General features: G+C 58.3%; 20 protein-coding genes. 9 read left to right on the forward strand and 11 right to left on the reverse strand.

What is annotated here, in order from left to right; all coding sequences use genetic code 11:
• Window positions 1-43: 43 nt before the first annotated feature.
• From pyrR to ACYQ15_RS15340, 3 genes are all read right to left on the reverse strand, one after another.
• Window positions 44-601 carry a bifunctional pyr operon transcriptional regulator/uracil phosphoribosyltransferase PyrR gene (pyrR, locus tag ACYQ15_RS15330; protein WP_459938373.1) on the reverse strand — a complete coding sequence of 186 codons (558 nt, stop codon included), beginning with the start codon at window positions 599-601 and terminating at the stop codon, window positions 44-46.
• 272 nt (window positions 602-873) lie between these two features.
• Entirely contained in the window at window positions 874-1,971 is a 1,098-nt protein-coding gene (gene ald / locus ACYQ15_RS15335; RefSeq protein WP_459938374.1) for an alanine dehydrogenase, read from the reverse strand.
• A 51-nt stretch (window positions 1,972-2,022) separates the two neighbouring features.
• Window positions 2,023-2,223 (reverse strand): hypothetical protein, encoded by a 201-nt coding sequence (locus ACYQ15_RS15340; RefSeq protein ID WP_459938375.1) that lies wholly within the window; start codon window positions 2,221-2,223, stop codon window positions 2,023-2,025.
• Window positions 2,224-2,238: 15 nt separating this feature from the next.
• Between ACYQ15_RS15340 and ACYQ15_RS15345 the strand changes: the two genes are divergently transcribed.
• Window positions 2,239-4,761 (forward strand): heavy metal translocating P-type ATPase, encoded by a 2,523-nt coding sequence (locus ACYQ15_RS15345; protein ID WP_459938376.1) that lies wholly within the window; start codon window positions 2,239-2,241, stop codon window positions 4,759-4,761.
• A 98-nt stretch (window positions 4,762-4,859) separates the two neighbouring features.
• A complete protein-coding gene (locus ACYQ15_RS15350; protein ID WP_459938377.1) occupies window positions 4,860-5,171 on the forward strand; it encodes an IscA/HesB family protein in 312 nt (103 codons plus the stop codon).
• A gap of 92 nt (window positions 5,172-5,263) precedes the next feature.
• Here ACYQ15_RS15350 and ACYQ15_RS15355 read toward each other — a convergent pair whose 3' ends face one another.
• On the reverse strand, window positions 5,264-6,538 hold the full coding sequence (locus ACYQ15_RS15355) for a phenylacetate--CoA ligase family protein (RefSeq protein WP_459938378.1): 1,275 nt from the start codon (window positions 6,536-6,538) through the stop codon (window positions 5,264-5,266).
• 296 nt (window positions 6,539-6,834) lie between these two features.
• On the opposite strand from ACYQ15_RS15355, the gene ACYQ15_RS15360 reads away from it, so the two are divergent.
• The 7 genes from ACYQ15_RS15360 (at window position 6,835) to ygeW (ending at window position 13,445) form a co-directional block, all read left to right on the forward strand.
• Window positions 6,835-7,377, forward strand: a complete 543-nt coding sequence (locus ACYQ15_RS15360) for a TRAP transporter small permease (RefSeq protein WP_459938379.1) — start codon at window positions 6,835-6,837, stop codon at window positions 7,375-7,377.
• A 19-nt stretch (window positions 7,378-7,396) separates the two neighbouring features.
• Window positions 7,397-8,683 carry a TRAP transporter large permease gene (locus ACYQ15_RS15365; RefSeq protein WP_459938380.1) on the forward strand — a complete coding sequence of 429 codons (1,287 nt, stop codon included), beginning with the start codon at window positions 7,397-7,399 and terminating at the stop codon, window positions 8,681-8,683.
• Between the two features lie 255 nt (window positions 8,684-8,938).
• Window positions 8,939-9,985, forward strand: coding sequence for a TRAP transporter substrate-binding protein (locus tag ACYQ15_RS15370; protein WP_459938381.1), 1,047 nt, complete (start codon window positions 8,939-8,941; stop codon window positions 9,983-9,985).
• Window positions 9,986-10,106: 121 nt separating this feature from the next.
• Window positions 10,107-10,403: a toxin-antitoxin system TumE family protein gene (locus ACYQ15_RS15375; RefSeq protein WP_459938382.1), complete on the forward strand. Its 297-nt coding sequence runs from the start codon at window positions 10,107-10,109 to the stop codon at window positions 10,401-10,403.
• Window positions 10,384-10,731 carry an HVO_A0114 family putative DNA-binding protein gene (locus tag ACYQ15_RS15380; RefSeq protein ID WP_459938383.1) on the forward strand — a complete coding sequence of 116 codons (348 nt, stop codon included), beginning with the start codon at window positions 10,384-10,386 and terminating at the stop codon, window positions 10,729-10,731. The genes ACYQ15_RS15375 and ACYQ15_RS15380 overlap by 20 nt, the downstream gene beginning before the upstream one ends.
• A 55-nt stretch (window positions 10,732-10,786) precedes the next feature.
• Window positions 10,787-12,001, forward strand: coding sequence for a YgeY family selenium metabolism-linked hydrolase (locus tag ACYQ15_RS15385; protein WP_459938384.1), 1,215 nt, complete (start codon window positions 10,787-10,789; stop codon window positions 11,999-12,001).
• 244 nt (window positions 12,002-12,245) lie between these two features.
• A complete protein-coding gene (gene ygeW / locus ACYQ15_RS15390) occupies window positions 12,246-13,445 on the forward strand; it encodes a knotted carbamoyltransferase YgeW (RefSeq protein WP_459938385.1) in 1,200 nt (399 codons plus the stop codon).
• A 452-nt stretch (window positions 13,446-13,897) separates the two neighbouring features.
• On the opposite strand, the gene gpmI is transcribed toward ygeW, so the two are convergent.
• The 7 genes from gpmI to rpsU all read right to left on the reverse strand — a co-directional run bounded on the left by gpmI (window position 13,898) and on the right by rpsU (window position 23,303).
• Window positions 13,898-15,529, reverse strand: coding sequence for a 2,3-bisphosphoglycerate-independent phosphoglycerate mutase (gene gpmI, locus ACYQ15_RS15395; protein WP_459938386.1), 1,632 nt, complete (start codon window positions 15,527-15,529; stop codon window positions 13,898-13,900).
• A 469-nt stretch (window positions 15,530-15,998) separates the two neighbouring features.
• A complete protein-coding gene (locus ACYQ15_RS15400) occupies window positions 15,999-16,694 on the reverse strand; it encodes a thermonuclease family protein (protein WP_459938387.1) in 696 nt (231 codons plus the stop codon).
• Window positions 16,695-16,699: 5 nt separating this feature from the next.
• Window positions 16,700-18,466: an RNA polymerase sigma factor RpoD gene (rpoD, locus tag ACYQ15_RS15405; protein ID WP_459938388.1), complete on the reverse strand. Its 1,767-nt coding sequence runs from the start codon at window positions 18,464-18,466 to the stop codon at window positions 16,700-16,702.
• Window positions 18,466-20,241, reverse strand: coding sequence for a DNA primase (dnaG, locus tag ACYQ15_RS15410; protein ID WP_459938389.1), 1,776 nt, complete (start codon window positions 20,239-20,241; stop codon window positions 18,466-18,468). The genes rpoD and dnaG overlap by 1 nt, the downstream gene beginning before the upstream one ends.
• An 84-nt stretch (window positions 20,242-20,325) precedes the next feature.
• Window positions 20,326-22,632, reverse strand: a complete 2,307-nt coding sequence (locus ACYQ15_RS15415) for an endonuclease MutS2 (RefSeq protein ID WP_459938390.1) — start codon at window positions 22,630-22,632, stop codon at window positions 20,326-20,328.
• A 24-nt stretch (window positions 22,633-22,656) separates the two neighbouring features.
• On the reverse strand, window positions 22,657-23,103 hold the full coding sequence (locus ACYQ15_RS15420) for a GatB/YqeY domain-containing protein (RefSeq protein WP_459938391.1): 447 nt from the start codon (window positions 23,101-23,103) through the stop codon (window positions 22,657-22,659).
• Window positions 23,100-23,303 (reverse strand): 30S ribosomal protein S21, encoded by a 204-nt coding sequence (gene rpsU / locus ACYQ15_RS15425; protein ID WP_092117883.1) that lies wholly within the window; start codon window positions 23,301-23,303, stop codon window positions 23,100-23,102. Before rpsU ends, ACYQ15_RS15420 begins: the two co-directional genes overlap by 4 nt.
• Window positions 23,304-23,522 lie beyond the last annotated feature (219 nt).

Below are 23,522 nucleotides of genomic sequence, written 5' to 3' on the forward strand. Positions count from 1 at the left end.
CACTCGACCCGGTCCGGAATATATGTGATAGCAATCCGAAAGGCTACGTCTGTCCGTTCAGGACCACGACGTCCTCGCCGTCCTGTTCTCGCACGAAAACATCCACTTTTTCATGTTGGGATGTATTCACTTTCTTGCCGACATAATCCGCATGAATGGGCAATTCACGGTGGCCGCGGTCCACGAGAACCAGGAGCTCCACCCGTTTCGGTCGACCGTAGTCCAGTATCGCCTCCAAAGCCGCGCGGATGGTCCGCCCAGTGAACAGCACGTCGTCCACCATGATGATTTCGCGATCGTCCACGTTGAAGGGAATCTGCGTTTTGTGGATCTGGGGCTGGCTGTCCATATTGGTCCAGTCGTCCCGGTAGAGATTGATGTCCAGGCTGCCCAAGGGGATCTCGGACCCGAATCGACTTTCCAGAACGCTCTTGAGGCGCTTGGCCAATTCCACCCCGCGGCGCTGGATGCCGATCAAAGCCAAGGGGGCGCCTTCACCATGACGTTCGATGACTTCATAGGCCAGACGTTCCATGGTCCTTCGGACCTCTTCAGCCTGCAACAAAACTTTTCCGCGGGGGTGGGTGGTTGATCTGGTCATGTTTCACCTCCAATCGAGCACGAAATCAGATACCTTATTTCCAAAGAAGCGAGCTGCGGCGATGAGCAGTAATTGATTCATCTCTTCTCGACGAATGAGCTTATAATTCATAACGGCTCAGCTTCAGAGCGGGCAGAGGTTGGTTTTTCACAAATCTGTGGCAAGCATGCCCTGAATTCCCGCCTTCGCGGGAATGACTTGTTTTATTCCGTCTCCGGATCAGTCATACCCGCGAAGGCGGGTATCCAGTTCGTTTTTTTCTGAGTAGTTTATTACAATTCTTTCCAGACATAGCCGCAGGCCTCGGCCACGGCCTTGTAGACGACCTTGCCGCCAACCACGTTCAGGCCTCGCCCCAAGGCCGGATCTTCCCGACAGGCCCTGTTCCAGCCCTTGTCGGCCAACTGCAGCACATACCGCAGCGTGGCGTTGGTCAGGGATTCGGAAGCGGTTCGGGGGTAGGCGCCGGGCATGTTCGAGACGCAATAGAGGTTGACCCCGTTGCCCACCTGAAGGCAAGGACTGTCATGGGTGGTCGGCCGGGAAAGATCCGTGGTGCCGCCCTGATCGATGGCGATGTCCATGATCACCGCTCCGGGCTTCATGGCATCCAGTAGTTGCCTGGTGATCAATTTCGGCGCCGATGCGCCGGGGATGAGCACGCAACTGATGACCACATCCGCCTTGATCACCTGGTCCTCGATGTTCATGGCGTTGGAGAACAGGGTTTTGATCTGCTGGTTGAGATGGTGATACAGGCGATAGAGCTTGGCCATGTCCACATCCAGGACCAGCACGTCCGCTCCCAGACCGACGGCCATCTGGGCCGCGCCGGCTCCGGAAATGCCCGCGCCGATGACAATCACCCGGGCCGGCAGGGTTCCGGTCACCCCGCCCAAAAACACACCGCAGCCTCCATTGTTGTGGCAGAGCATTTCGGTGGCCTTGGTTACGGACATCCGGCCCGCGATTTCGGACATGGGCGCCAGCAGCGGCAGGCTGTTGTCCGGCAGCTGCACGGTTTCATAAGCAATGGCCACGCACCCGGAGCGGACCAGTGCGTCGGTCAGGGGCTTGTCAGCGGCCAGATGCAGGTAGGTGAACAGGCACAGATCTTCCCGCAGATGCCTGTATTCCTGGCCCAGGGGTTCCTTGACCTTGACCACGAGTTCCTGACTCCAGGCTTCCTCGGCTGTTCCGATCCGGGCGCCCTGGGAACGGTAGACGTCGTCCGAGGCGCCGCAACCGTCGCCGGCGCCTGATTCCACCACCACCTGGTGTCCATGTTCCACCAGCGCCTTCACCCCGGAGGGGAACAACCCCACCCTGCGTTCCTGGGCCTTGATCTCCTTGGGCACTCCAACCCGCATGTCGTCTCTCCTTTGCAAAGCATGATTTGGCCGAAACCGGCGGCAAAAGATTCACAATGACGGAGAAAAAACGTACTCAAAAAGGACCTTGACCATGGACGTCGCCGTGATCACAGGCTGGTAGCCTGGGGCTGTCAAACGGAAGCCAAAGCCGACAATATCCAAATCAGGGCAGAAAATCACTACACTTCGAAACCGTTGGGCGCAATCCGTCGCGAAGAAATTGCTCTTGCGGATGGATGCGTCACGCATGGAGGTGAGCTTCGCATGATTCCCGAGCCCGAGGTGCGTCTTGACGCACAGCAAAATCGCAGATCCGAATATGCCGTCCAGGGTATGACCTGCGCCGCCTGCGTACGCAGGGTGGAAAATGCCGTGTCCGAGTTGCCCGGCGTGCGCACCGTTTCGGTGAACCTGGCCACGGAAACCATGTCCGTGGAGTGGGATCCGGAAGCTCTCCAGCCGGAAAAAATCGTCTCCGCGGTGGAAGAGGCCGGGTACGGTCTGCGTTCCAAAACCGATGACGGTCTTATGGGACTGAACATCAGGGACATGACATGCGCTGCATGCGTGCGCCGAGTGGAAAGCGCGATCAGTTCCCTGGATGGTGTGGAAGAGGCCACCGTGAATCTTGCATCTGAAACGGCTCAGGTACGCTTCCGACCGGAAAAGGTCAATCTTCAGGCCATTCTGGAGGCCATCCAGGATGCCGGGTACGAGGCTTTTCCGCTGGAATCCGGTCCGGATTCTCTCGTGGACGCCCAACGCAAAGAAATGACGGAACGCCTTGCCGCCTTGCGCCTGAAACTCCTGCTGGCCACATTCTTTTCCGTACCCTTGTTCATTGTTTCCATGGGGGAAATGGTGGGACTGCCCATGCCGGGTTTTCTCAGTCCACATCATGCTCCACTCTCCTTTGCCTTGACCCAGTTCCTGCTCACCGTGCCCGTGGTCTGGGCCGGACGGGAGTTCTACCTGCGCGGGTTTCCAAATTTATGGAAACGGGTTCCGAACATGGATTCCCTGATTGCCGTGGGCACCGGCGCCGCCGTGATCTACAGCATCTGGAACCTTGTGGAAATCGCTCTTGGCCATGATGCAATGTCTCGGGCCATGGACCTCTATTTTGAGTCCGGAGCCGTGATCATCACCCTGGTCCTGCTCGGCAAATATCTGGAAACCCGTTCCAAGGCCCGCACTTCGGACGCCATTCGGCAGTTGATGGCCTTGACCCCCAACACGGCCACCCGCATTCGGGACGGACGCCCTGAGAGCATTCCCCTGGAACAGATCCGCCCTGGCGACGTGCTTCTGGTCAAGCCCGGGGAACGTATTCCCGCGGACGGTCGGATGACGGAAGGTCAGTCCAGCGTGGATGAATCCATGCTCACCGGCGAGAGTTTTCCCGTGGCCAAAAAGGAGGGCGATCAGTTGATCGGCGGCACCCTCAACGGTCACGGCTCCATCACCATGACCGCGGAGCGCGTCGGCAAGGACACGGTGCTGGCGCGGATCATTCGGCTGGTCCAGGAGGCGCAGGGCTCCAAGGCGCCCATTGCCAGACTTGTGGACCAGCTCAGTCTGTACTTCGTGCCAACAGTGATCGTTATTGCCGTAGTATCAGGATTGGCCTGGTATTTTGTCGGCAACGAACCCTTTACCTTTGCCCTGCGCATTTTCATCACGGTTTTGGTCATCGCCTGTCCCTGCGCCCTGGGGCTGGCCACGCCCACGGCGATCATGGTCGGCACCGGACGCGGCGCGCAACTCGGGGTGTTGATCAAGGGCGGGGAAGCCCTGGAGACGGCCAGAGGTATCCAGGCCGTGATTCTGGACAAGACAGGCACCTTGACTGAAGGCCGGCCGGCGGTGACGGACATCATCCTGCTTCCCGGACAATCCATGCCGGAAGATGAATTGCTGCGTCTGGCAGCCGGGGCGGAAGCCAAATCCGAGCATCCGCTGGCAGCGGCCGTGGTCCGTTCGGCGGAGGAACGCGGGCTCCAGGCGCCGCAAGCTGAAAATTTCGTCTATGTGCCGGGGCAGGGCATTCGGGCCCTGGTGGATGGACGGACGCTGCTATTGGGAAACGACAAGCTGTTTGAAGGCAATGCCGTCGACGGACGTGGTGCGGCCGTGCTCGGGGAGACCCGGGACAGACTGGCCGGTGAGGGCAAAACCCCGTTGCTGGTGGCCGTGGACGGGGTGGCCGCGGGCATTCTGGCTGTGGCGGACCGCATCAAGCCGGAGGCGGGGCAGGTGGTCGCGGATCTGAAAGCCATGGGCCTGCGGGTTGTGATGCTTACCGGAGACAATGCCCGCACGGCAGGAGCCATCGCCCTGCAGGCGGGCATTGACGAGGTCCGGGCGGAAGTGCTGCCGGAAAACAAGGAGGAGATGGTCGATGAGCTGCAGGCGCAGGGTCTCAAGGTGGCCATGGTCGGAGACGGGGTCAACGACGCGCCGGCCCTGGCCAAGGCGGATCTGGGCATTGCCATGGGCACGGGCATTGACGTGGCCATGGAGTCCGGGGACATGGTGCTGATGAGCGGCAATCTCAACGGCCTGATCACGGCCTTGACCCTGAGCCGGGCAGTGGTTCGCAACATCAAGCAGAACCTGTTCTGGGCCTTTGCCTACAATGTCATGGGCATTCCCGTGGCTGCCGGCCTGCTCTATGCTTTCGGCGGGCCGACCCTCAGCCCGATGATCGCCGGCGGGGCCATGGCCATGAGTTCCGTCTCCGTGGTCAGCAATGCGTTGCGGCTGCGATTTTTTCAGCCTTCATAACGGATTGGCGTTACGTTTTGGTTCCGATGTTTGACAAAGCAAAGTGGTGTATTTATCTAAGCTGTTGAACACAATATTTCACTTGGAGGTAAGATTGTATGTTCGAACTGACATTGTCTGCGAAGCAGCAGTTGGATAGTTATTTCCAGGACAAGGACACCTCGCCGATTCGTGTCTATATGGCGCCCGGCTGAGGCGGTCCAAAGCTTGCTCTTGCTCTGGATGAGCAGAAGGATTCCGACAGCGTGCATGAGGTTGATGGGTACAAGTTTGTCATTGAACAGGAACTTCTCAAAAATTCCGGCGGCATCAAGGTGGACATGACCCCCTACGGATTTGCCGTCAGTTCCGCTGTCAATTTGGGTGGCGGCGGTGGCGGCGGTTGCAGCGGATCCTGTTCTTCATGTTAAACTGAATTCAAGCGTTCATACGACGCTGAAAAGGCACGCCCATCGGCGTGCCTTTTTTTTGTTGCATTTGACGCAACGCTCGATGAATATGCTTATGCGTCTTCGTATCTTCGTTCGTCCACCATGGCCGGCGCATTCTCGGAAAGCCCTTCCGATCCAGCCAGTACGCAGATCTCCGGCCTGAGCTTCAATCCATCCTGAAAAGCGGCCTGTACGATCGCAAGGTCGACATTGTCGGCGATTTCCAGGCGGAGTTCCAGACGATCCTTGCCCTTGGGGTTGGTAACCACCACCTGCCAGCGGACAACCTGGGGGAAGCGGCACATTACCTGGGCCACCTGATGGGGGTAGATGAACTGGCCCTTGACCTTGGCCGTGTCGTCTGCCCGTCCCAGGATGCCGGCCAGCTTGGGCGCCGTGCGTCCGCAGGCGCAGGGTTGGGTGACCAACCGGGAGAGATCGCCCGTGGCGAAGCGGATCAGCGGGTACACCGGGTTGAACGGGGTGACCACCACTTCACCGATTTCCCCGGCCGGAAGCGGTTCGCCGGTTTTCGGATCGCAGATTTCCAGCAGGCAGCGGGAAGAAAGGTGCATTCCTCCCAGGTCCGGACATTCGTAGGCGATGCAGCCGAGATCCGCGGTGCCGTAACCCTGGCGGACCAGCATGCCGAAACTTGTTTCCAGATCCTCGCGCACGGCCTCGGTAAGCCGTTCCGCGGCCACGAAGGCGGTACGCAAGTGAAAGTCCGCGCGGGGATTTCTGCCCTGGCTCACTGCCTTGTCCCGGATAATCTTCAGAAAACTGGCCATGCCCACAAATCCGGTCACCGGCCAGGAGGTCATGATCTCCACCTGCTGCATGGTATTACCGGGTCCTGCGGGAATCACGGCGCAACCCAGTTCGCGCAGCGGTTCCTCGAGCATCAGGCCGGCCGGAGTGAGGTGATAGCCGAAGGTCATCTGCACCAGGTCCGACTTTCGGAATCCAGCGGCGTGAAAGGCCTCGGTCCAGCCCCAGAAGTCCTTGCCGCGGCCTTCAGGGTCGGCGATGGGACCGGGAGAAAAGTAGAGCCGCTGCAGATCTCCCAGATCCGTGGTCAGCAGGCCGCCCAGACGTGGTCCGGAGCGCTGCAGGTCGATCAACTGTTTCTTGCGCAGCATCGGAATGCGCGGCCAGTCCTGTGCGGATCGCAGATCCTCCGGATTCATTCCCGCGCTCTCCAGTCTGGATTTGAACGCCGGGGATGAAGTCCAGGCCTGACGGACCAGTTCCACCGCCTCCCGCCACTTGCGCTCCCGGCGCTGCTCTTCGGGTTCCTGTTCCAGATCGTGGTACATGCCGTTTCGTCGCGTTGCGTCGTCCATGCGTCGCTCCCTCTGCTGGTCGGATGATGTTTGGATTTGATTATCCGCAAGTACGTGTGTCGGAGCCTGGCGTCCCCAGCTTCCTCCGGCAATTGTTACCCTGAACTCGAAAAATGTTCAATTGACCGGCATGGATGTCTTGGCCGTCAGATTATGTATGGGCCGCAGTTTGGTTTCTGTCTTGACGTCATTTTCAAAATGCGTAAGTACATCCACGAATTATTGTTGTTTGAAATGAACCTTTCGCAATACCGCCACACTACAATTCATTCCGGCCGTCATTTCCTTACGTGCTCATGTTCCACCAGACCGCTGTCGCCATTGATCGTTTCGGGGCCTTGTTGAATTGGGTCACGGAGCGGGTTTGCGCGTTGCTGGTGGCCGCCATGGTCGTCATCATCTGGTGGGGCGTGGTCACGCGCTATTTTATCGGCTCCGGAGGTATCTGGACCGAGGAGCTTTCGCGGTACGTAATGATCTGGGCCGCTCTGCTGGCAATTCCAGTGGGCGCCTACCGCCGGGAGCATATCGGCCTGGACATCCTGTTTCGCTTTTTTCCGCAAAAGCTCCAGAAATGGTTTCGCGCCCTGCTGGACCTGGTGGGCTTTTCCTTTTTTTTGTTCCTGACCATCTACGGTATCGGCATGACTCAGGCCGGGGCTTCCCAGTTTGCCACGATCTTCGGGATGACCATGTTCTTTCCCTTTGCTTCCGTGCCCGTGAGCGCCGGTCTGGCCTGCGTGCAAATCCTGGTGGCCATGATTCGCGACCTCGCGGAACTTCCGCCCCCGCTCTTTTCCATGTCCGCCCCGAACGTCGCTGTTCAGGAGAAACCGTGATCCTTGCCAGGAAGTTAGCATGATCCTCGTCGCCACGGTGTTTTTCGGCCTGTTGTTCCTGGGTTTGCCCATCGGGTTCACCCTGGGCATCGCCGGAACCGTGGGTCTGCTCCAGATCGGCGGGGAGCAGTTCCTGACCATGGCACCAAAGCGTTTCTTCGAGGGACTGGATCTGTTCACCTTCATGGCCATGCCCTTCTTCATCCTGGCCGGGGAGATCATGAACCGGTCCGGGATCACCGAACGCCTGGCCCATTTCGCCGATGCTCTGGTGGGCTATTTGCGCGGCGGCCTGGCCCATTCGAACATGGTCGCCTCCGTGCTTTTCGCCGGGATGACCGGGGCCGCGGTCTCCGACACCGCTGCCTTCGGCAATACCCTGGTTCCGGCCATGGTCAAAAAGGGCTATAACCGGCCTTTTGCCTGCGCCGTGACCGTGGCCGGTTCTATCATCGGGCCCACCATTCCCCCCTCCAACCTGATGGTCATCTACGGCTCCCTGATGGGCGTCTCCATTGCCGGTTTGTTTGCCGCGGGCATCCTGCCGGGACTGCTGATCTGCCTGCTGTGCATGGCCTTGATCGCGGCCATGGGCAAGCGCTGGAAACTGCCCAAGGGCGAAGGAGGGCCGAGTCTGTGGAAAATCCTGCAAGCCTTCAAGGACAGCATCCTGGCCTTGCTGATGCCGGCGATCATCCTCGGCGGCATTCTCGGCGGCATTGTCACGCCCACCGAGGCCGCGGCCATTGCCGTATTCTATGCCCTCTTCATCGCCATTGTGATCTACCGATCCCTGTCTCTGCAGGACATTCTGGAAATGCTCATCCGCACGGCGCGGATCACCGGCGTGGTCTTTCTGATCATCGCCTCGGCCTCGATCCTGAGCTGGTGGATGACCTTCATGCAGATCCCCCAGTCCATTGCGGCTTTTTTTCTGACCATCAGCCAGGACCCGCACATGATCATCGCCATGATTCTGGGATTGCTTCTGATCATCGGGATGTTCATGGACATCAACGCGGCATTGATCATTCTGGCTCCTGTCCTGGTTCCCCTGACCCAGGCCATCGGCATGCATCCGGTCCATGCCGGAATCATGATCGTTCTGGCCCTGAACATCTCCCTGATGACCCCGCCCGTGGGAGCTTGTCTGTTTGTATTGTCCTCGGTCACCGGCGAACGCATCGAGCGGATCGCCGTAGCCCTGTGGCCTTTTTTGCTGCTGCAGGTGGGGATTTTGTTTTGCGTGGCGTATTTTGAAAAGCTGACCATGTTCCTGCCGCGTCTGTTGTTGGGGATAGGGTAGGTTTGGCGATGAAGGGGATATGTCGTTGTTCCTTGTAACTACTCAGCACACGCTCATCCTTGGTAATCGGTATCGGTATCGGTATCGGTATCGGTATCGGTATCGGTATCGGTATCGGGGCCGGGGCCGGGGTCGGGGTCGATTTGTTTGCTGAACAGTTACTGAATTTTTTCGATTTCGATTTCGATTTCGATTTGGATTTGGATGAGATGAGTGATAAATTTTGCTGCACAATCAACCGAGTGGAGGATGAGGATGAAACTTTCGACCAAGTTTTTCGTGCTGGCTCTGGCGCCTGTTCTGGCTTTGGCCCTGGTACTGGGAACGGCTCCCCAGGCCGCGGCCCAGAAGTCCATCAAGCTGCATCACCTGAACAATGACGATCCCTTCGACAATGCCACCGGAGCCATGGCCACGGTGTTCAAGAGTCTGGTGGAAGCCGGCACCAACGGCCAGATCAGGGTGCAGACCTTTCCCAACGGGCAGCTCGGCAAGGACAACGAAGTGCTCCAGCAGGTCCGGGCCGGCGTGATCGAAATGGGCATTCACACCGTTGGTGGATTTGCCAGCATCTATCCCATGATGGGCATCATCGACGTGCCTTTCGCCTTTCCGGACATTGCCGCCACCTACGAAGTTTTCGACGGCCCCTTCGGTCAGAAGTTCGCGGCGGACATGGAAGCCAAGACTGGTTTGAAAATCCTGGGCTTCGGCGACTCCGGGGGATTCTTTCACTTTACGAACTCCCGGCGGGCCATCACCACGCCGGATGACATGAAAGGCCTGAAGATCCGGACCATGACCCTGGACACCCACCAGGCCATGATCAATGCCCTGGGCGCCCAGCCTGCTCCCATTGCCTGGGCCGAATTGTACACCGCCCTGCAGACCGGCGTGGCCGACGGCCAGATGAACCCGGTGCCGATCATCGCCTTTGCCAAGTTCAACGAGGTCCAGAGGTACCTCAGCCTGACCGGACATTTGTTCGCCCCGTATGTCTGGGCCGTGAACATGAAATTCTGGGATTCCCTGACTTCTGAAGAGCAGACCATTGTCCAGAACGCCGCCCGCTCCGCCATTGTGGCCGGTCGCGGTATTTCCCGGATCATCGAAGCCTCGGACCGCGGCCTTCCGGCCTTGGCCAAAAACATGGAAGTCAACGCCCTGACCCCGGAACAAAAAGCCGCCTTCCAGGCCCAGGCCATGCCCGCGGTCAAACAGATCATTGCCGACAAGCACGGCGACGAAGGCGTGGCCATGATGAACGCTTTTCTGGAGGCCATCGAGCAGGTCGGCAACTAATCGCAGTATCCACTTTCCACAACGCGCCCGGCTTTCCGGGCGCGTTGTTTTTGCGCAGCCTCACGACCATCATCTCGATAGTTGTTGACAGGAGGCTTTTTGTGTTGGTATCAAATCCAACATGAAGGCTGTTTCGATTTTCCATCATCGTATCGTTCTTGCTCCGGATGCCTTCGCGGAAGTCGTGATATGGCGCGTTCCGGCGTCTGTGTCGCCATCGAATCATGAATTCAAGTACCGCTTGGCGTATGTCGTCGGCGGGGAATGCGTGGTGCGGTTCGACAATGAACGAGGCAAAGGGGATCATCGCCATTTTGGAGAAGTGCAAGAATCATATGTCTTTTCAGGTCCTGAACAGTTGATGAATGATTTTCAGGCCGCCATTGCGAGGTGGAACCATGAGCACGGTCGTTCTTGAGGTGAGCACACTGGAGAAAACCCTGGCTCGGGCAGCGCACTCCATGAAAACCGGTCAGGCTGATGAGGATGTGCATATAGCCTTTGCATCACCTGAGTTGCTCTGGCAGGTGCTGACAGCAAAGCGTTGGGAAATATTAAAGGCGTTGTGCGGTATCGGACCGGTTTCCATTCGAGAAGCCGCCCGTCGGGTCGATCGCGACGTCAAGGCCGTTCATGGAGATGTCACTGCCCTCCTGCAAGCCGGCCTGCTGAGTCGTGCCGAAACCGGGGGTATAGAGTTTCCATTCGATGCCGTGAAGGTGGAGTTTTATCTGAAGGCCGCATGATGAATGCGGCTAAACGCGGTGTTGCACTAACTTATAATGCTACAATGAGGCGGGCATGACTGTAGATCCAAAGCGTATTCTTGAACGAGCGGAGCATTACAAGCCGGAGATCAGTCGGTTCCTGCGGGAAATGATCGCCATTCCCAGCGAATCCGGGCAGGAAAAGGAAGTCTGCGCACTGATCAAGCGCGAGATGGAAAAGGTCGGGTTCGACCGGGTGGAAATCGATCCCATGGGCAATGTCCTGGGGTTCATCGGCAACGGACCGAGGCTGATTGCCCTGGATGCCCATGTGGACACCGTGGGCGTTGGCGACAGGACCCAATGGAACGTTGACCCTTTTCTCGGCGATGAAGACGAGGAAACCATTACCGGACGCGGGGCCAGCGATCAGGAAGGAGGCATGGCCTCCATGGTTTATGCAGGCAAGATCATCAAGGAACTGGATCTGTTGCCCCCGGACGTGACCTTGATGATGGCCGGTACGGTCCAGGAAGAGGATTGCGACGGGCTTTGCTGGCTGTACATCATCAACGAGGGCAAGTTGCGGCCCGAATTCGTGGTCTCCACCGAGCCCACCTCCTGCAACATCTCTCGCGGTCAGCGCGGACGAATGGAAATCCGGGTGGGTACCAGGGGCGTGAGCTGCCATGGTTCGGCCCCGGAACGCGGGGATAACGCCATCTTCAAGATGGGGCCGATCCTGAGCGAACTCCAGACCCTGCACGGCAACCTGCGCACTGATCCCTTTCTGGGCAAGGGCAGCCTGACTGTCTCCGAAATTGGTCACTGCTCCCCGTCACGCTGCGCCGTGGCGGACGGATGCTGGATTTCCGTGGATCGTCGCCTGACCTGGGGCGAGACCTGGGAGGAAGCGCTGCAGCAGATCCGCGACCTGCCCGCGGTGCAGGCGGCCGGAGCCGAAGTGAGCATGTACAACTACGACAAGCAGTCCTACACCGGCCTGGTCTATCCCACGGAATGCTACTTTCCCGCCTGGGTCCTGGAAGAAAGCCACCCGGTCTGCGAAACACTTGTCCAGAGTTATGAACGACTTTTTGGAAAAAAGCCCCTGGTGGACAAGTGGACCTTTTCCACCAATGGCGTGTCAATCATGGGCCGCCTTGGCATCCCCTGCGTCGGCTTCGGTCCTGGACACGAAGATCAGGCCCATGCGCCCAACGAAAAAACATGGAAGAACGAACTGGTTCAGGCCGCGGCCATGTACGCCATGATCCCTGTGGTATATGTTGAGCGAACCAAAGAATAGAAAAAGAGGGGGTAACTTTTCAGTTCATCCGGAGGGTGGTCATTCACCTGCACTGGATTTCGGCTTTCGCCGGAATGACGTATCATAACACGGCCTTTCCAGTTAAGTCATACCGGCGAAGGCCGGTATCCAGTCCGATTTTTCTCGGATGAGCTGAGTAGTTACAAAGAGGGAAGGCAAGGTCCAATCGCCTCGTCCCTTTTTCAACTGTTTCCTGAATCTGACTTCTAAAAAGGATCCAATCATGGCTAAAATCGGTATCGAGCAGGCCATCCGTCGGCTGGCCGACCGTCGCATCGACGGCATGCATCATCAGGATTTTTTGCTGACCTGGGAAAAGTCAATGGAGGAATTGGCCGCGATTTTTGATACGGCCGAGATTTTGCGGGCCATGCGCGGCCAGGACCTTTCGCCGCGCCTGTTTGATTCCGGCCTGGCCATTTCCATCTTTCGGGACAACTCCACCCGGACCCGGTTCAGCTTTGCCGCGGCGGCGAATCTATTGGGTTTGACCGTTCAGGACCTGGACGAGGAAAAATCCCAGATCGCCCACGGGGAGACCGTGCGCGAGACCGCGAACATGGTCTCGTTCATGGCCGAGGCCATTGGCATTCGCGACGACATCTTCCTGGGCCAGGGCAACGCCTACATGCGGGAAGTGGCCGCCTCCCTGCAGGACGGGTACCAGCAGGGCGTGCTGCCCACCAGGCCCACCGTGGTCAACCTGCAATGCGATCTGGACCATCCTACCCAGACCATGGCCGACGCCCTGCACCTGATCCATCATTTCGGCGGCCTGGACAAGCTTCGGGGCAAGAAGATCGCCATGACCTGGGCCTATTCGCCGTCCTACGGCAAGCCCCTTTCCGTTGCCCAGGGAGTTATCGGCCTGATGACCCGGCTGGGCATGGACGTGGTTCTGGGCCATCCGGAAGGGTACAACGTGCTGCCGGAAGTGGAGGACATGGCCGGGAAACAGGCTGCTGAATCCGGTGGTTCCTTCCAGGTTGTCAATTCCATGGCCGAGGCCTTTGCCGACGCGGACATCGTCTATCCCAAAAGCTGGGCGCCCTTTGCGGTGATGCAGGAACGAACAGAGTTGCTGACAAACAATGATACCGCCGGCCTGAAGGAACTGGAAAAACGCTGCTTGGAGAACAACAAGCGCTTCGTGGACTGGGAATGCACCGAAGAGCTGATGCAAAAAACCAGAAACGGCGACGCCCTGTACATGCACTGCCTGCCCGCGGATATTTCCGGCGTCAGTTGTCAACAGGGCGAGGTTCAGGCGTCGGTCTTCGAACGCCACCGGATCAACACTTACAAAGAGGCCGGCTATAAGCCCTATGTCGTTGCCGCCATGATCCTCCTCGCCCGTCTGAAGCATCCGGCGGATGCCTTGCAGGGAATCCTGGAAAGGAGTCGGACGCGCCGCGTTGCGTAAAACAAACGGTATCAATGACAGCGGTCAGTACCGGTTCGGCTGGGTAGTGATTGCCATATAAAAAAGCGGGCTCAAAGAGCCCGCTTTTTTTTGTAACGATTCAGCACATACGGTGCATGACCATTCCCCGGCACTGGATTCCGGCTTTTGCCGGAATGACGAATCGGAGCAAGACGTTTCCATGGTGGTCATACCGGCGAAAGCCGGTATCCAGATCTTTTTCCGACTCTGCTGAAAGTTACGCTTTTTATAACTATTCAGAAAAACTAATGCTGTTGCCGAGTTTGGCATCGGTATCGGTATCGGAGTAGGGGTCGGTATCGAAGCGAAGCCATGTGTAGGCAATCCAATGTTTTCGATACCGATACCGACCCCGATACCGATATCGGAGGAAAAACGTATGCTGAGTATTTACCGCTTTATTTATTATATTGTTGGTGATCGCAATGCTGTTATTGGCTGTCCAGGATCACCAAAGACGGCTCATATCCTTCGGGCGGTTCGTAGCCCAGCAGGGTGCAGAGGGTCGCGGCCACATTGGCCAGCCCTGGCTGGTTCACGCCGGTCAGTCGGAAATTGTTGGCACCGCAATAGTCCTTGATGATCAAGGGCACCGGGTTGAGAGTGTGGGCAACCATGGGAGCGACCTGGCCTTTCTTCTCCGACCACATGCTGTCCGCGTTGCCGTGGTCCGAAGTGACCACTGCAACGCCCCCGGCCTGGCGCACTGAATCCAGGATGCGGCCCAGGCAGAAATCAACCGTGGCCACGGCAATACGGATTGCCGGTTCCACGCCGGTGTGGCCGACCATATCGCCGTTGGCCAGGTTCAGCCGGATGAAACGGTGCTTTCCTTCGGCAATGATCTCCAGGACGCGGTCCGTGATTTCCGCGGCCTTCATCCAGGGCCGCAGATCAAAGGCGATCCGGTCTGATGGAATCTCCTCGTAGGATTCGAGGTTTTTATCGATGTATCCGGAACGGTTGCCGTTCCAGAAATAGGTGACATGCCCGAACTTCTGGGTTTCGGAAATGGCAAAGGAGGTGACGCCGGAGCCGCAGAGATATTCGCCCAGGGTCCTGTCCACAGTGGGCGGCTCCACCAGGAAGTTCTTCGGGATCATGGCGTCTCCGTCATACTGCATCATGCCCGCGTAAAAGACCTTGGGAACGCGGATCCGGTCGAATTCCGTAAAATCATGCTCCTCAAAGGCCCTGGAAATCTCAATGGCCCGGTCTCCGCGAAAGTTGAAGAAGATCACGGCGTCGCCGTCCTCGATGGGACCCACCGGACCGTCCTTGTCGGCGACCACGAAGGAATCCATGTACTGGTCAGTGATTTTGGGGTCTTCCCGGTAATAGGTGCTGATGGCTTCCGAAGCCGACGGGAATTCCCGGGCCTGCCCAAGAACGTGGGCCTGCCAGCCTTTTTCCACTACCGGCCAGTTGGCATTGTACCGATCCATGGTCGTGACCATGCGTCCTCCTCCCGAGGCGATCCGGTAATCGCGGCCGTCGGTGGAGAGCTCGGCAAGCCGTGCCTCCAGTGGTTCGACATAGCGCAGCGCGCTCTTCTGGTCCACGTCCCGGCCGTCCAGCAGGGCGTGCACCCGAACCCGGCGCACTCCTGCCCGGACGCATCCGTCCAGCAGGGCATGGAGCTGGTCGATATGGCTGTGTACGTTGCCATCGGACACTAGGCCGATGAAGTGGACCGTGTTGCCGTCCAGCCCGGCCTGGATCACCCGCTGCCAGGCGTCACCCTGGAAAACACGGCCCGTGGCAATGGCCTCGTTGATCAATTTCGCGCCCTGAGAGATAACCCGGCCAGCCCCAAGGGCGTTGTGGCCGACCTCGGAATTGCCCATGTCATCGTCCGAGGGCAATCCAACAGCTGTGCCGTGGGCTTTCAGCGAAACCGTCAGCGGCTCCTCCAGCAGGGCGTCCAGCACAGGGGTATGGGAAACAAACACGCCGTCGCGTTCATCCCGTGATCCGAGTCCGATGCCATCCAGGATGACGAGGACCAGCGGGCCGGGACAGGGGCGGGCTCCGGGCAATGGAGTAAGCTGGTGCGTAGACATGAAGAGTCTCCTTATTTTTCAAGCCAAGCAAAGCGTTGCTGCCGGTTCTCCGGCAGCGCACAGCCTTGTTCGGTAGTTTTTTTGATTAAGCGAACTATCCGATTCAGCTCAGCCGAGTAAAAGCGGGGTGGATGCTTGCTTCGTGGACATGATGACTCGAAGACGGCATTTAAAAAGTCATTCCCGCGAAGGCGGGAATCCAGGTCATGCTTGTCACTAATTTATTGAAGCTGCCTTTTACGTAACTGCTCAATAACTCCGGGCCACTGACCCACACAAAAACACCTGGACCCCGGCCTGCGCCGGGGTGACAACCGAGAGAACTCGCTATCGAGGCACTCCATTCCGTCATACCGGCGCAGGCCGGTATCCAGGCAGCACGGATCCGCGGTGGTTGGTGCCCTGCCTAATTGAGCAGTTGCCCTTTTACCGCTTCAAGTTGTCGTCACAATTGGACTTGATTGAGACATCAGCGGGCGTCCGGCCAGGGCGAACTGGTTCTGGCCGGAGCATAGCCTTCCCGGAAGGCCTGTTCCAGGGAAAAGAGGACTACGCGATTCGCGGAGCTGATGCGCGCGGCATAATGGCTGTCCGGGTGGTGAAAGCGTTTGCTGCGGCGGTTGCCCACCCAGCCGGTCAGCGGTTGGGGCAGGGAGAGGATGCGCGGCCAGAACCCTTTCTGAGCCGAGATGGCCCGGTTCTGGGCTTCGAGCATCTGCCTTTGGAAGTCCCGGCTCTGGTGGGCATGGGGATAGAAAAAGGCCAGTCCTTCTTCCACGAGAACCTGATTGGCCATTCGTCCGTCGGGCAGAAAAACGTACGCCAGAACCCTGCCGTACCGATCCGGACCCTGATCGTCGGTCTCCAGGCGAACCGGCCTGGAGCCAACCAGTCGGCGCAGATAATCACGGGATTCCCGGGCATAATATTGATCCGGAGCATTGTCCCGGCCGAATTCCGGTGCATCGATGCCCAGCAGCCGGACCCGGCGACCGTCCTCCAGATGAATCGTGTCGCCGTCCGGAACCCATTTCACCCGCGCTTCATCGGCTTGAGACGGCAGGGGCCAGAGCAGCCACAAGACCAGAAACAGCGAAATGATTCGCAGGCTGATCCGTCCGGCCGCGATGGCGTGAGCATGATTCATGGCGTGACGGCGCGTCATGGAGATCACCCGTCGTAGAACGAGCGCAGGATCTGACTGCGACCGGGGTGGCGGAGTTTGCGCAAGGCCTTGGCCTCGATCTGTCGGATTCGTTCTCTGGTCACGTTGAACAGCTTGCCCACTTCCTCCAGGGTATGATCCGATGGTTCGCCGATGCCGAACCGCTTGCGCAGCACCTGTTCCTCCCGGGGAGTCAATTCGGACAGGATCTCCGCAATCTGTTCGGAAAGCTTTGCATTGACAACCTCTTCAGCAGGAGCCAGAGCCTTCTTGTCCTCAATGAAATCGCCCAAACTGCTGTCCTCTTCCTCGCCGATGGGCGTTTCCAGGGAAATGGGTTCCTTGGCGATTTTGAGAACCTTCTTGACCTTGTCCAGGGGATAATCCATCCGTTCGGCGATTTCCTCGGGAGACGGGTCGCGGCCCAGTTCCTGGACCAGGTAGCGGGAGGTGCGGATCAGCTTGTTGATGGTCTCGATCATGTGCACGGGAATGCGGATGGTCCGGGCCTGATCGGCAATGGCCCGGGTGATGGCTTGGCGGATCCACCAGGTGGCGTATGTGGAAAACTTGTACCCGCGTTGGTACTCGAACTTGTCCACGGCTTTCATCAGGCCGATGTTGCCCTCCTGGATCAGGTCCAGGAACTGGAGGCCGCGGTTGGTGTATTTTTTGGCGATGCTGACCACAAGACGTAGGTTGGAGCGGATCAGCTCCTGCTTCGCGGCCATGGCCGCGATGTTGCCGCGTTTGGCTCGCCAGAGCACCTCTTCCAGGTCATGAACGTTATGGTGACACTGGTCCCGGAGCCGTTCCAGAATTTCCATCTTTCCGGCCAGCATTTCCTTGAAGGAAAAGAGTTCGTCCATGGTCATGTTCAGGGAGTCCGCCGCGGCCACGGGACTGATCTCCCGTTTGTCCAACAAGGAGAAGATCTCCTTGATCTCGTTCTGGTTCTTGCCCACGGACAGAATGTACGCGCTGATGTCGCGCTGGCAGTTGTGCATCTGTCGCACAAAATCTTCCACGGTTTCAATCAGCCGGTCGATCAGGGTTTTCTCCAGCTTGATGTCCCGCAGGGAGGTCACGATTTCTTCCTTGAAGACCATAACTTCCATTTGCAGGCCATAGACCCGGCGGTCCAGCCGGGCGCACTGGTCCAGCTTCATGTATACCTTGCGTTTTTTGCGGTAGACGCCGCGGATTTCATCCAGCAGGAACAGCACGCGCTGGCGCTGGTTCATCTGATCCTCGGACGGGTCGTCTTCCTCAATGGTTTTGACCACGTCCTTGAGTTTGATCCGACCCTGTTTCAGGTCTTCTCCGATCTTGATCAACTCGTCGATGACCACGGGAACTTCCACCAGTGCGTAGAGCACTTCCATTTCGCCGACCTCGATCTTCTTGGCGATATGCACCTCGCCCTCCCGGTCCAGGAGAGGCACGGCGCCCATCTCACGCAAATACATCCGGACCGGATCGGATCCGCGGGGGGCGTACTCCGCATCATCGCCTTCGGCAAATTGGACCCCGACACTCTCGGTTGCCGGCGCTTCGTCAATCTCTTCGGTCAGGATGCCCTTGGTCACCTTCCCCGCATCGATGATTGTGATATCCAACTGATCAAAAATATTGATGACTTCTTCGATCTGCTCGGGATTGCTGATTTCCGAAGGCAGAGCCTTGTTCAGCTCCTCAAATGTCAGGAAGCCCTTTTTCGTGCCTTCGGCAATCAACGTTTTGATCTGTTGGATTTCCTTGATATTGCTCATTATGCCTCCATGGCGAGATCTTGATAGGCTTGAAGCAGTTCGGCCACACGTTGCTGGTTGCCCTGGTTCTGGGCTTCACGCATGGCCCGCAACATGTCTTGTTGTTTTTTCTTGAGAAGATTCCTGTTCAGGCAAGTTTGGATTTCCGTCCAGAGTACGCTTCGATCCGGCTCTCCACGCTGTTGCACATCCGCGAGCAACTGATAGCAGACGCGGCGTTCGTCCTCATCCAAACTTGAAAAATCAAAGGCTTGCACGGAACTCCCGGACGAGCCGTCTTCTGTTCCGGCGGGGAGATCCGCATCCAGAGCGCGCAATTTAGCCCAGAGCCGTTTGGCCCATGGATCTTCCAGGACCGCGTCCAGGTCGCCGGCGGCGAGTTGAGGACGGTATTCCGGACAACTCACGGCAAAGGCGAGCAACTGCCGGTCGCGGCCCGTGAGCCGCGGTTTTCCGGAAGTGCTCTGGCCGGCAGCCGGGGTTGCGACAGCCGCTTCGGAAACTGGTTGCGATGTGGACGCGAATCTGCTGCGGCGCAGTTCCGTTTCGGACATGCCGAGTCCGGTGGCGAGGCGCGGCAGATAATAGGCCCGCAGGTCATCGCCGGGTATGGAGTCCAGAAAATGACGCACCCAGTTCATGATATCCCTGGGAGCATAGGACCTGGAAATGGTCTGCATACAGAACTCAAGGCCGGCCCGTGAGGAATCGAGAATTTTCCCCAGCGCATCCGGCCCCTGGTCATGAAGGACGTCATCCACGTCCCGGCCTTCGGGCATGGTCGCCACATAGCAGGCAATTCCCTGCGCCAAAAACATTTCCGCGGCACGCACCGCGGCCTTTATCCCGGCCTGATCGCCGTCGAAAAGCAGGTCGACCCGGGAACACAAACCGCCCAGGCGTTTGACCTGGTCCTGGGTCAATGCCGTTCCCAGGACTCCCACCGCGCCGGTGAATCCGAATTGATGCAGAGCCATCACGTCCAGATAGCCCTCGGTCAGAAGCGCCCGCTTGTCGCGGACAATGGTCCGTCTGGCCTGGTACAACCCATAGAGATGCTTGCCTTTGGTGTAGATCGGCGTTTCACTGCTGTTGATATATTTTGGTTCGGAACTGTCAATGGCCCGGCCGCCGAAAGCAATGATTCCACCGGAAAGATCGTGGATGGGAAACATGATCCGGTTCCGGAAACGGTCGTAGACCTTGCCCTTGTCATTGCGCACCAGCAGCCCGCAGGCCACGGCCTTATCCAGACCATATCCCTCGGAGAGCAGAAACTTTTCCAGCCCGTGCCAATCCTCATGGCTGCAACCGATCTGGAAGGCATCAATCATTTCCGGGCTGACACCGCGATCCAGCAGATACTTGTGGTGCGTCCCCCCCCTGGAAGAAGCGAGATTTTCCCGGAAATGGACCGCGCTTCGGGCATACATGCGCAGGTACACATCCCGGTCCTCCAGGTTCTTTTTTTCCTGGGGATTCATGGGCCCGCCTTCCATCTCCACGCCGGTCTCCCGGGCCAGCTGGTTCAGGGCCTGCCGGAAGTCCAGCCCGTTGATGCGGGCATAGAAATCAATGACGTCCCCGGAAGCCTGACACCCAAAGCAGTAGTAGAAACCCTGGCCCGGATTGACGTGAAAGGAGGGGTGGGTTTCGTGATGAAAGGGGCAGGGACCGCTCCACCGTTCGCCATTGGGCCGCAATTCCAGATAGCGCCCGGCCAGCTCCACGAAATCGAGCCGTGATTTGATCTGCTGGATGGCGGTTTTGCTCATAATGCCGGAATAAGGGTATAATGGGAGTCCGAGGTTCGGATGGGTGACGCCGCCGAAGGCATCGATCACATCCGGATCGTGAATCTAGCGCAGCGTGACCATGGTCATCCCGTCGCCGCCCTCGTCCTCGTTGGCCAAGGCATACGAGGCAATTACGGGATGATTCTTCAGGAATTGGTGCACTTCCCGGCGCAGGGCGCCGGTACCCCGACCGTGAATGATCTCCACCTGATGCGAACCGCGCAACAGGGCGCGGTCCAGAAAACCCGCCAGCAGGCTGAGGGCTTCGTCAGCGCGTTGACCACGCAGATCCAGGCGCAGGGGCATGGCTTGATCCGGCGATTTTTTGACCAGAACCGCTCCGGAAGAAGGCTGCTGGGCCTGCCTCCCTGGGCCGAGCGAGGCGACATCCTGGTACGGAAGCCACAAGGAAACGCCGCCCAGTTCGACCTTCAACGCCTTGCGCCGCTCATCCTTTTCCTGGATGGTTCCGGATTTGTTCCAAGCGGGGTAGGAAATGGATTCACCAATCTGGAAATCTTCCCACGCCTTTTCCATTCCCCGGGGCGGCAATTTGGACTCGGCCTCCAGCTCTTTACGGGTTTGGGCGAGTTCACGCAGGGCCTGGCGACGGGAAATTTTCTCTTCCCGCAGACGGACCAGCACGTCCTGGGCCTGCTTCTTGATTTCCTGAAGCAGAGCCGCCTTCTCCCGCTCGAAACCAGCCCGCAGCTTGGCCTTCTGGTCGTCCAGGGCGCGGCGCAGCTCCCGGGCCTTGTCCAGTTCCTCCTCGCGTTCCACGGTCAGGGCGTTGAGTCGTTCGATCAATCGGCTCGTATCCGCGCCGTCCACCAGGAGGTACTGCTCCGCCTTGGCCAGAATGGTTTCCGGCAGTCCATATTCCTTGGCCACTTCCATGGCCTGACTGGCTCCCACCTGATCATAGGCCAGACTGTAGAGCGGCTTGTTGGTTTTTGGATCAAAAAGCACGGATGCGGAGCGCACGCCTTCCCTGGTCAAGGCATAGGCCTTCAGGGACGGAAAATGGGTGGCCACGGCGGCCCAGGCCCCTTTTTCCAGCAACCCGTCCACCACGGCCTGGGCCAGGGCGGCGCCCTGGCTGGGGTCGGTGCCGGCGCCAAACTCGTCCAGCAGGACGAGGCTTCGCGAATCGATGCGTTCCCATACCGCGGCCACATGGCTGATCTGGGCGGAAAAGGTGCTCAGCTGACCTTCCAGGCTTTGCTCGTCGCCCATGAAGACATGGATGTCGTGCAAAAAAGGCAGGCTGCTGCCTTCGCCCACGGGCACCGGAAGCCCGGACAGAGCCATCAGGGCCAGCAGCCCGGCCGATTTCAGAGCCACGGTCTTGCCGCCGGCATTGCCGCCGCTGATGATCAAAACGCGGTGTTCACCCTTGAGTTGGACATCCACCGGCTTGGCTGCATGCCCGGCCAGGATCAGCAGGGGGTGCCGGGCCGTTTTCAGGTTCAACTCGCCGTCGGAAACGACATCGATGGGACGAGCCTGCATTTGGTCCGCGAGCCGGACCTTGGCCAGGAGCAGATCCATGGACGCCAGCCAACTGAAAAGGGCTTGCAACTGGTCAAGTTCCTGGCGGATCAGGCTGGTGAGATGGGCCATGACCCGAGCTTCGGCTTCGCGTTCTTCCTGTTTCAATTCCTGAAGTTTGTTGTTTACCTCCACCAGGAACAGCGGCTCAATATAGCAGGTTTCCCCGGTCTGGGAATAATCATGGATGATTCCGGGGACCTTGCCCTTGAAGTTGCTTTTGAGCGGCAGCACATAGCGATCCGAGGAGATGGTCATGAAGTCGTCCTGCAGATAGGCGCCGATCCCCTGCTCGGTGACGTAGTCCTTGACCCGCCGTGTACACTGCTGGTGGATTGCCCGGATTTCCTGGCGCACGGACCACAGTTCCGGGGAGCTTTCGTCCTTGAGGTTTCCGTCGTCGCTGAGGCAACGCTTCAGCGAGGCCGCGGTCATCTCCGGCCAGGTCAGGCTTGCGGCCTCTTCATGCAGATCAGGCCAGCGGGAGCCCTCCGTTGCAAGCAGAGCTTGCCGCACATGCCTGGCTGCGGTAATGAATTGTCCAACTGCCCAGAGCGCGTCCAGATCAAGTATGCGCGATGGGGATAGGACATATGTCCAAACCCCGGCCAGATCCGGAAAAGAGGGACAATCCACGCGGCTTTCCCCGGCCCAGGCCATGCCCTGGCGCAGACGACTCTGCCGGCGGGCAACGTCTGCGACATCGCCGGCCGGAGTCAGCGTATGGCTCGCCTGCCGTCCGGAATCGGAACGGCAACAGGCGGCAAGGGCCTCAAGGATTTTGGGAAATTCTAAAAGAAGATATGTTCGTGATTCCATCGGAAATGGAACCGGGCGTGTTTTTCAGGAAGACAGGCGGTTCCGCACCAGTTCGCTGACGGTCTTGCCGTCTACCCGCCCTTTGTGGGTGTTCATGATCGCCTGGATGACCCGGCCCATATCCTTGATGGATGTGGCGCCTTGCTCGGCTGTCACCGCCTCGACAAGCGCACACAGTTCATCGGAGGACAAAGGCTGTGGCTGGTAGGCCCGCAAGAGTTCCAGCTCCAGGGCCTCCTTGGCAGCCAGCTCGGTCCGGCCGGCCTTGGAGTACATGTCGATGGACTCCTGGCGTTGCTTGATCTGCTTGAGTAGGAGGTCGAGAACTTCGTCGTCCGTCAAGGGACGTCGCAGCTCAACCTGACGATTTTTGACGGCTGCCTTGAGCATTCTCAAGACAGCCGTCAAATCGTGATCTCTTTTTTTGTAGGCGACGATGTAGTCGCCCTCAATCCGCTCGAGTAGGCTCATCGGAAAGATGTTGTCTTTCTGCTTTTCTTGATTGCACGTTTGCGGGCCGCGGCTTCCTTTTTCTTTTTCTGGACGCTGGGCTTTTCATAGTGCTGCCGCTTTTTCAGCTCGGAAAGAATGCCGGCTTTTTCCACCTGTTTTTTGAACTTTCGCAATGCAAAATCAAAGTGATCGTTCTCACTTAAAACAATTCCTGGCAAGTTGTATTCACCTCCCGGCCTCACGCCGGGGGGACGCGAGGGGAACTTTCAAAAGATTTCGACTGTAGCTTAATTGTCGGCAAGAGGCAAGTGGTTGCGCGATAAAAATTTACTTGCATCGCGGGGACGACGCAAAGGTTGCTGTTCCAAGCAAAGTATTTCATATGGGGGGTTTACAGGTCGAGTGAAGGATGATAGAAGGCCTCCGTCATATGTGTA

It is taken from the genome of Desulfonatronum parangueonense, from assembly GCF_054656975.1.

Excerpts from the sequence above, each read along its gene's own strand:
- ACYQ15_RS15360 (WP_459938379.1), top strand. The coding sequence starts at position 6,835 with ATGTTCCACCAGACCGCTGTCGCCATTGATCGTTTCGGGGCCTTGTTG.
- ACYQ15_RS15345 (WP_459938376.1), top strand. The coding sequence starts at position 2,239 with ATGATTCCCGAGCCCGAGGTGCGTCTTGACGCACAGCAAAATCGCAGA.
- ACYQ15_RS15355 (WP_459938378.1), bottom strand. The coding sequence starts at position 6,538 with ATGGACGACGCAACGCGACGAAACGGCATGTACCACGATCTGGAACAG.
- ACYQ15_RS15400 (WP_459938387.1), bottom strand. The coding sequence starts at position 16,694 with ATGACGCGCCGTCACGCCATGAATCATGCTCACGCCATCGCGGCCGGA.
- ACYQ15_RS15370 (WP_459938381.1), top strand. The coding sequence starts at position 8,939 with ATGAAACTTTCGACCAAGTTTTTCGTGCTGGCTCTGGCGCCTGTTCTG.
- ald (WP_459938374.1), bottom strand. The coding sequence starts at position 1,971 with ATGCGGGTTGGAGTGCCCAAGGAGATCAAGGCCCAGGAACGCAGGGTG.
- ACYQ15_RS15375 (WP_459938382.1), top strand. The coding sequence starts at position 10,107 with ATGAAGGCTGTTTCGATTTTCCATCATCGTATCGTTCTTGCTCCGGAT.
- ACYQ15_RS15385 (WP_459938384.1), top strand. The coding sequence starts at position 10,787 with ATGACTGTAGATCCAAAGCGTATTCTTGAACGAGCGGAGCATTACAAG.
- ACYQ15_RS15415 (WP_459938390.1), bottom strand. The coding sequence starts at position 22,632 with ATGGAATCACGAACATATCTTCTTTTAGAATTTCCCAAAATCCTTGAG.
- ACYQ15_RS15380 (WP_459938383.1), top strand. The coding sequence starts at position 10,384 with ATGAGCACGGTCGTTCTTGAGGTGAGCACACTGGAGAAAACCCTGGCT.
- ACYQ15_RS15340 (WP_459938375.1), bottom strand. The coding sequence starts at position 2,223 with ATGCGTGACGCATCCATCCGCAAGAGCAATTTCTTCGCGACGGATTGC.
- gpmI (WP_459938386.1), bottom strand. The coding sequence starts at position 15,529 with ATGTCTACGCACCAGCTTACTCCATTGCCCGGAGCCCGCCCCTGTCCC.
- rpoD (WP_459938388.1), bottom strand. The coding sequence starts at position 18,466 with ATGAGCAATATCAAGGAAATCCAACAGATCAAAACGTTGATTGCCGAA.
- dnaG (WP_459938389.1), bottom strand. The coding sequence starts at position 20,241 with ATGAGCAAAACCGCCATCCAGCAGATCAAATCACGGCTCGATTTCGTG.
- ygeW (WP_459938385.1), top strand. The coding sequence starts at position 12,246 with ATGGCTAAAATCGGTATCGAGCAGGCCATCCGTCGGCTGGCCGACCGT.
- ACYQ15_RS15365 (WP_459938380.1), top strand. The coding sequence starts at position 7,397 with ATGATCCTCGTCGCCACGGTGTTTTTCGGCCTGTTGTTCCTGGGTTTG.
- pyrR (WP_459938373.1), bottom strand. The coding sequence starts at position 601 with ATGACCAGATCAACCACCCACCCCCGCGGAAAAGTTTTGTTGCAGGCT.
- ACYQ15_RS15420 (WP_459938391.1), bottom strand. The coding sequence starts at position 23,103 with ATGAGCCTACTCGAGCGGATTGAGGGCGACTACATCGTCGCCTACAAA.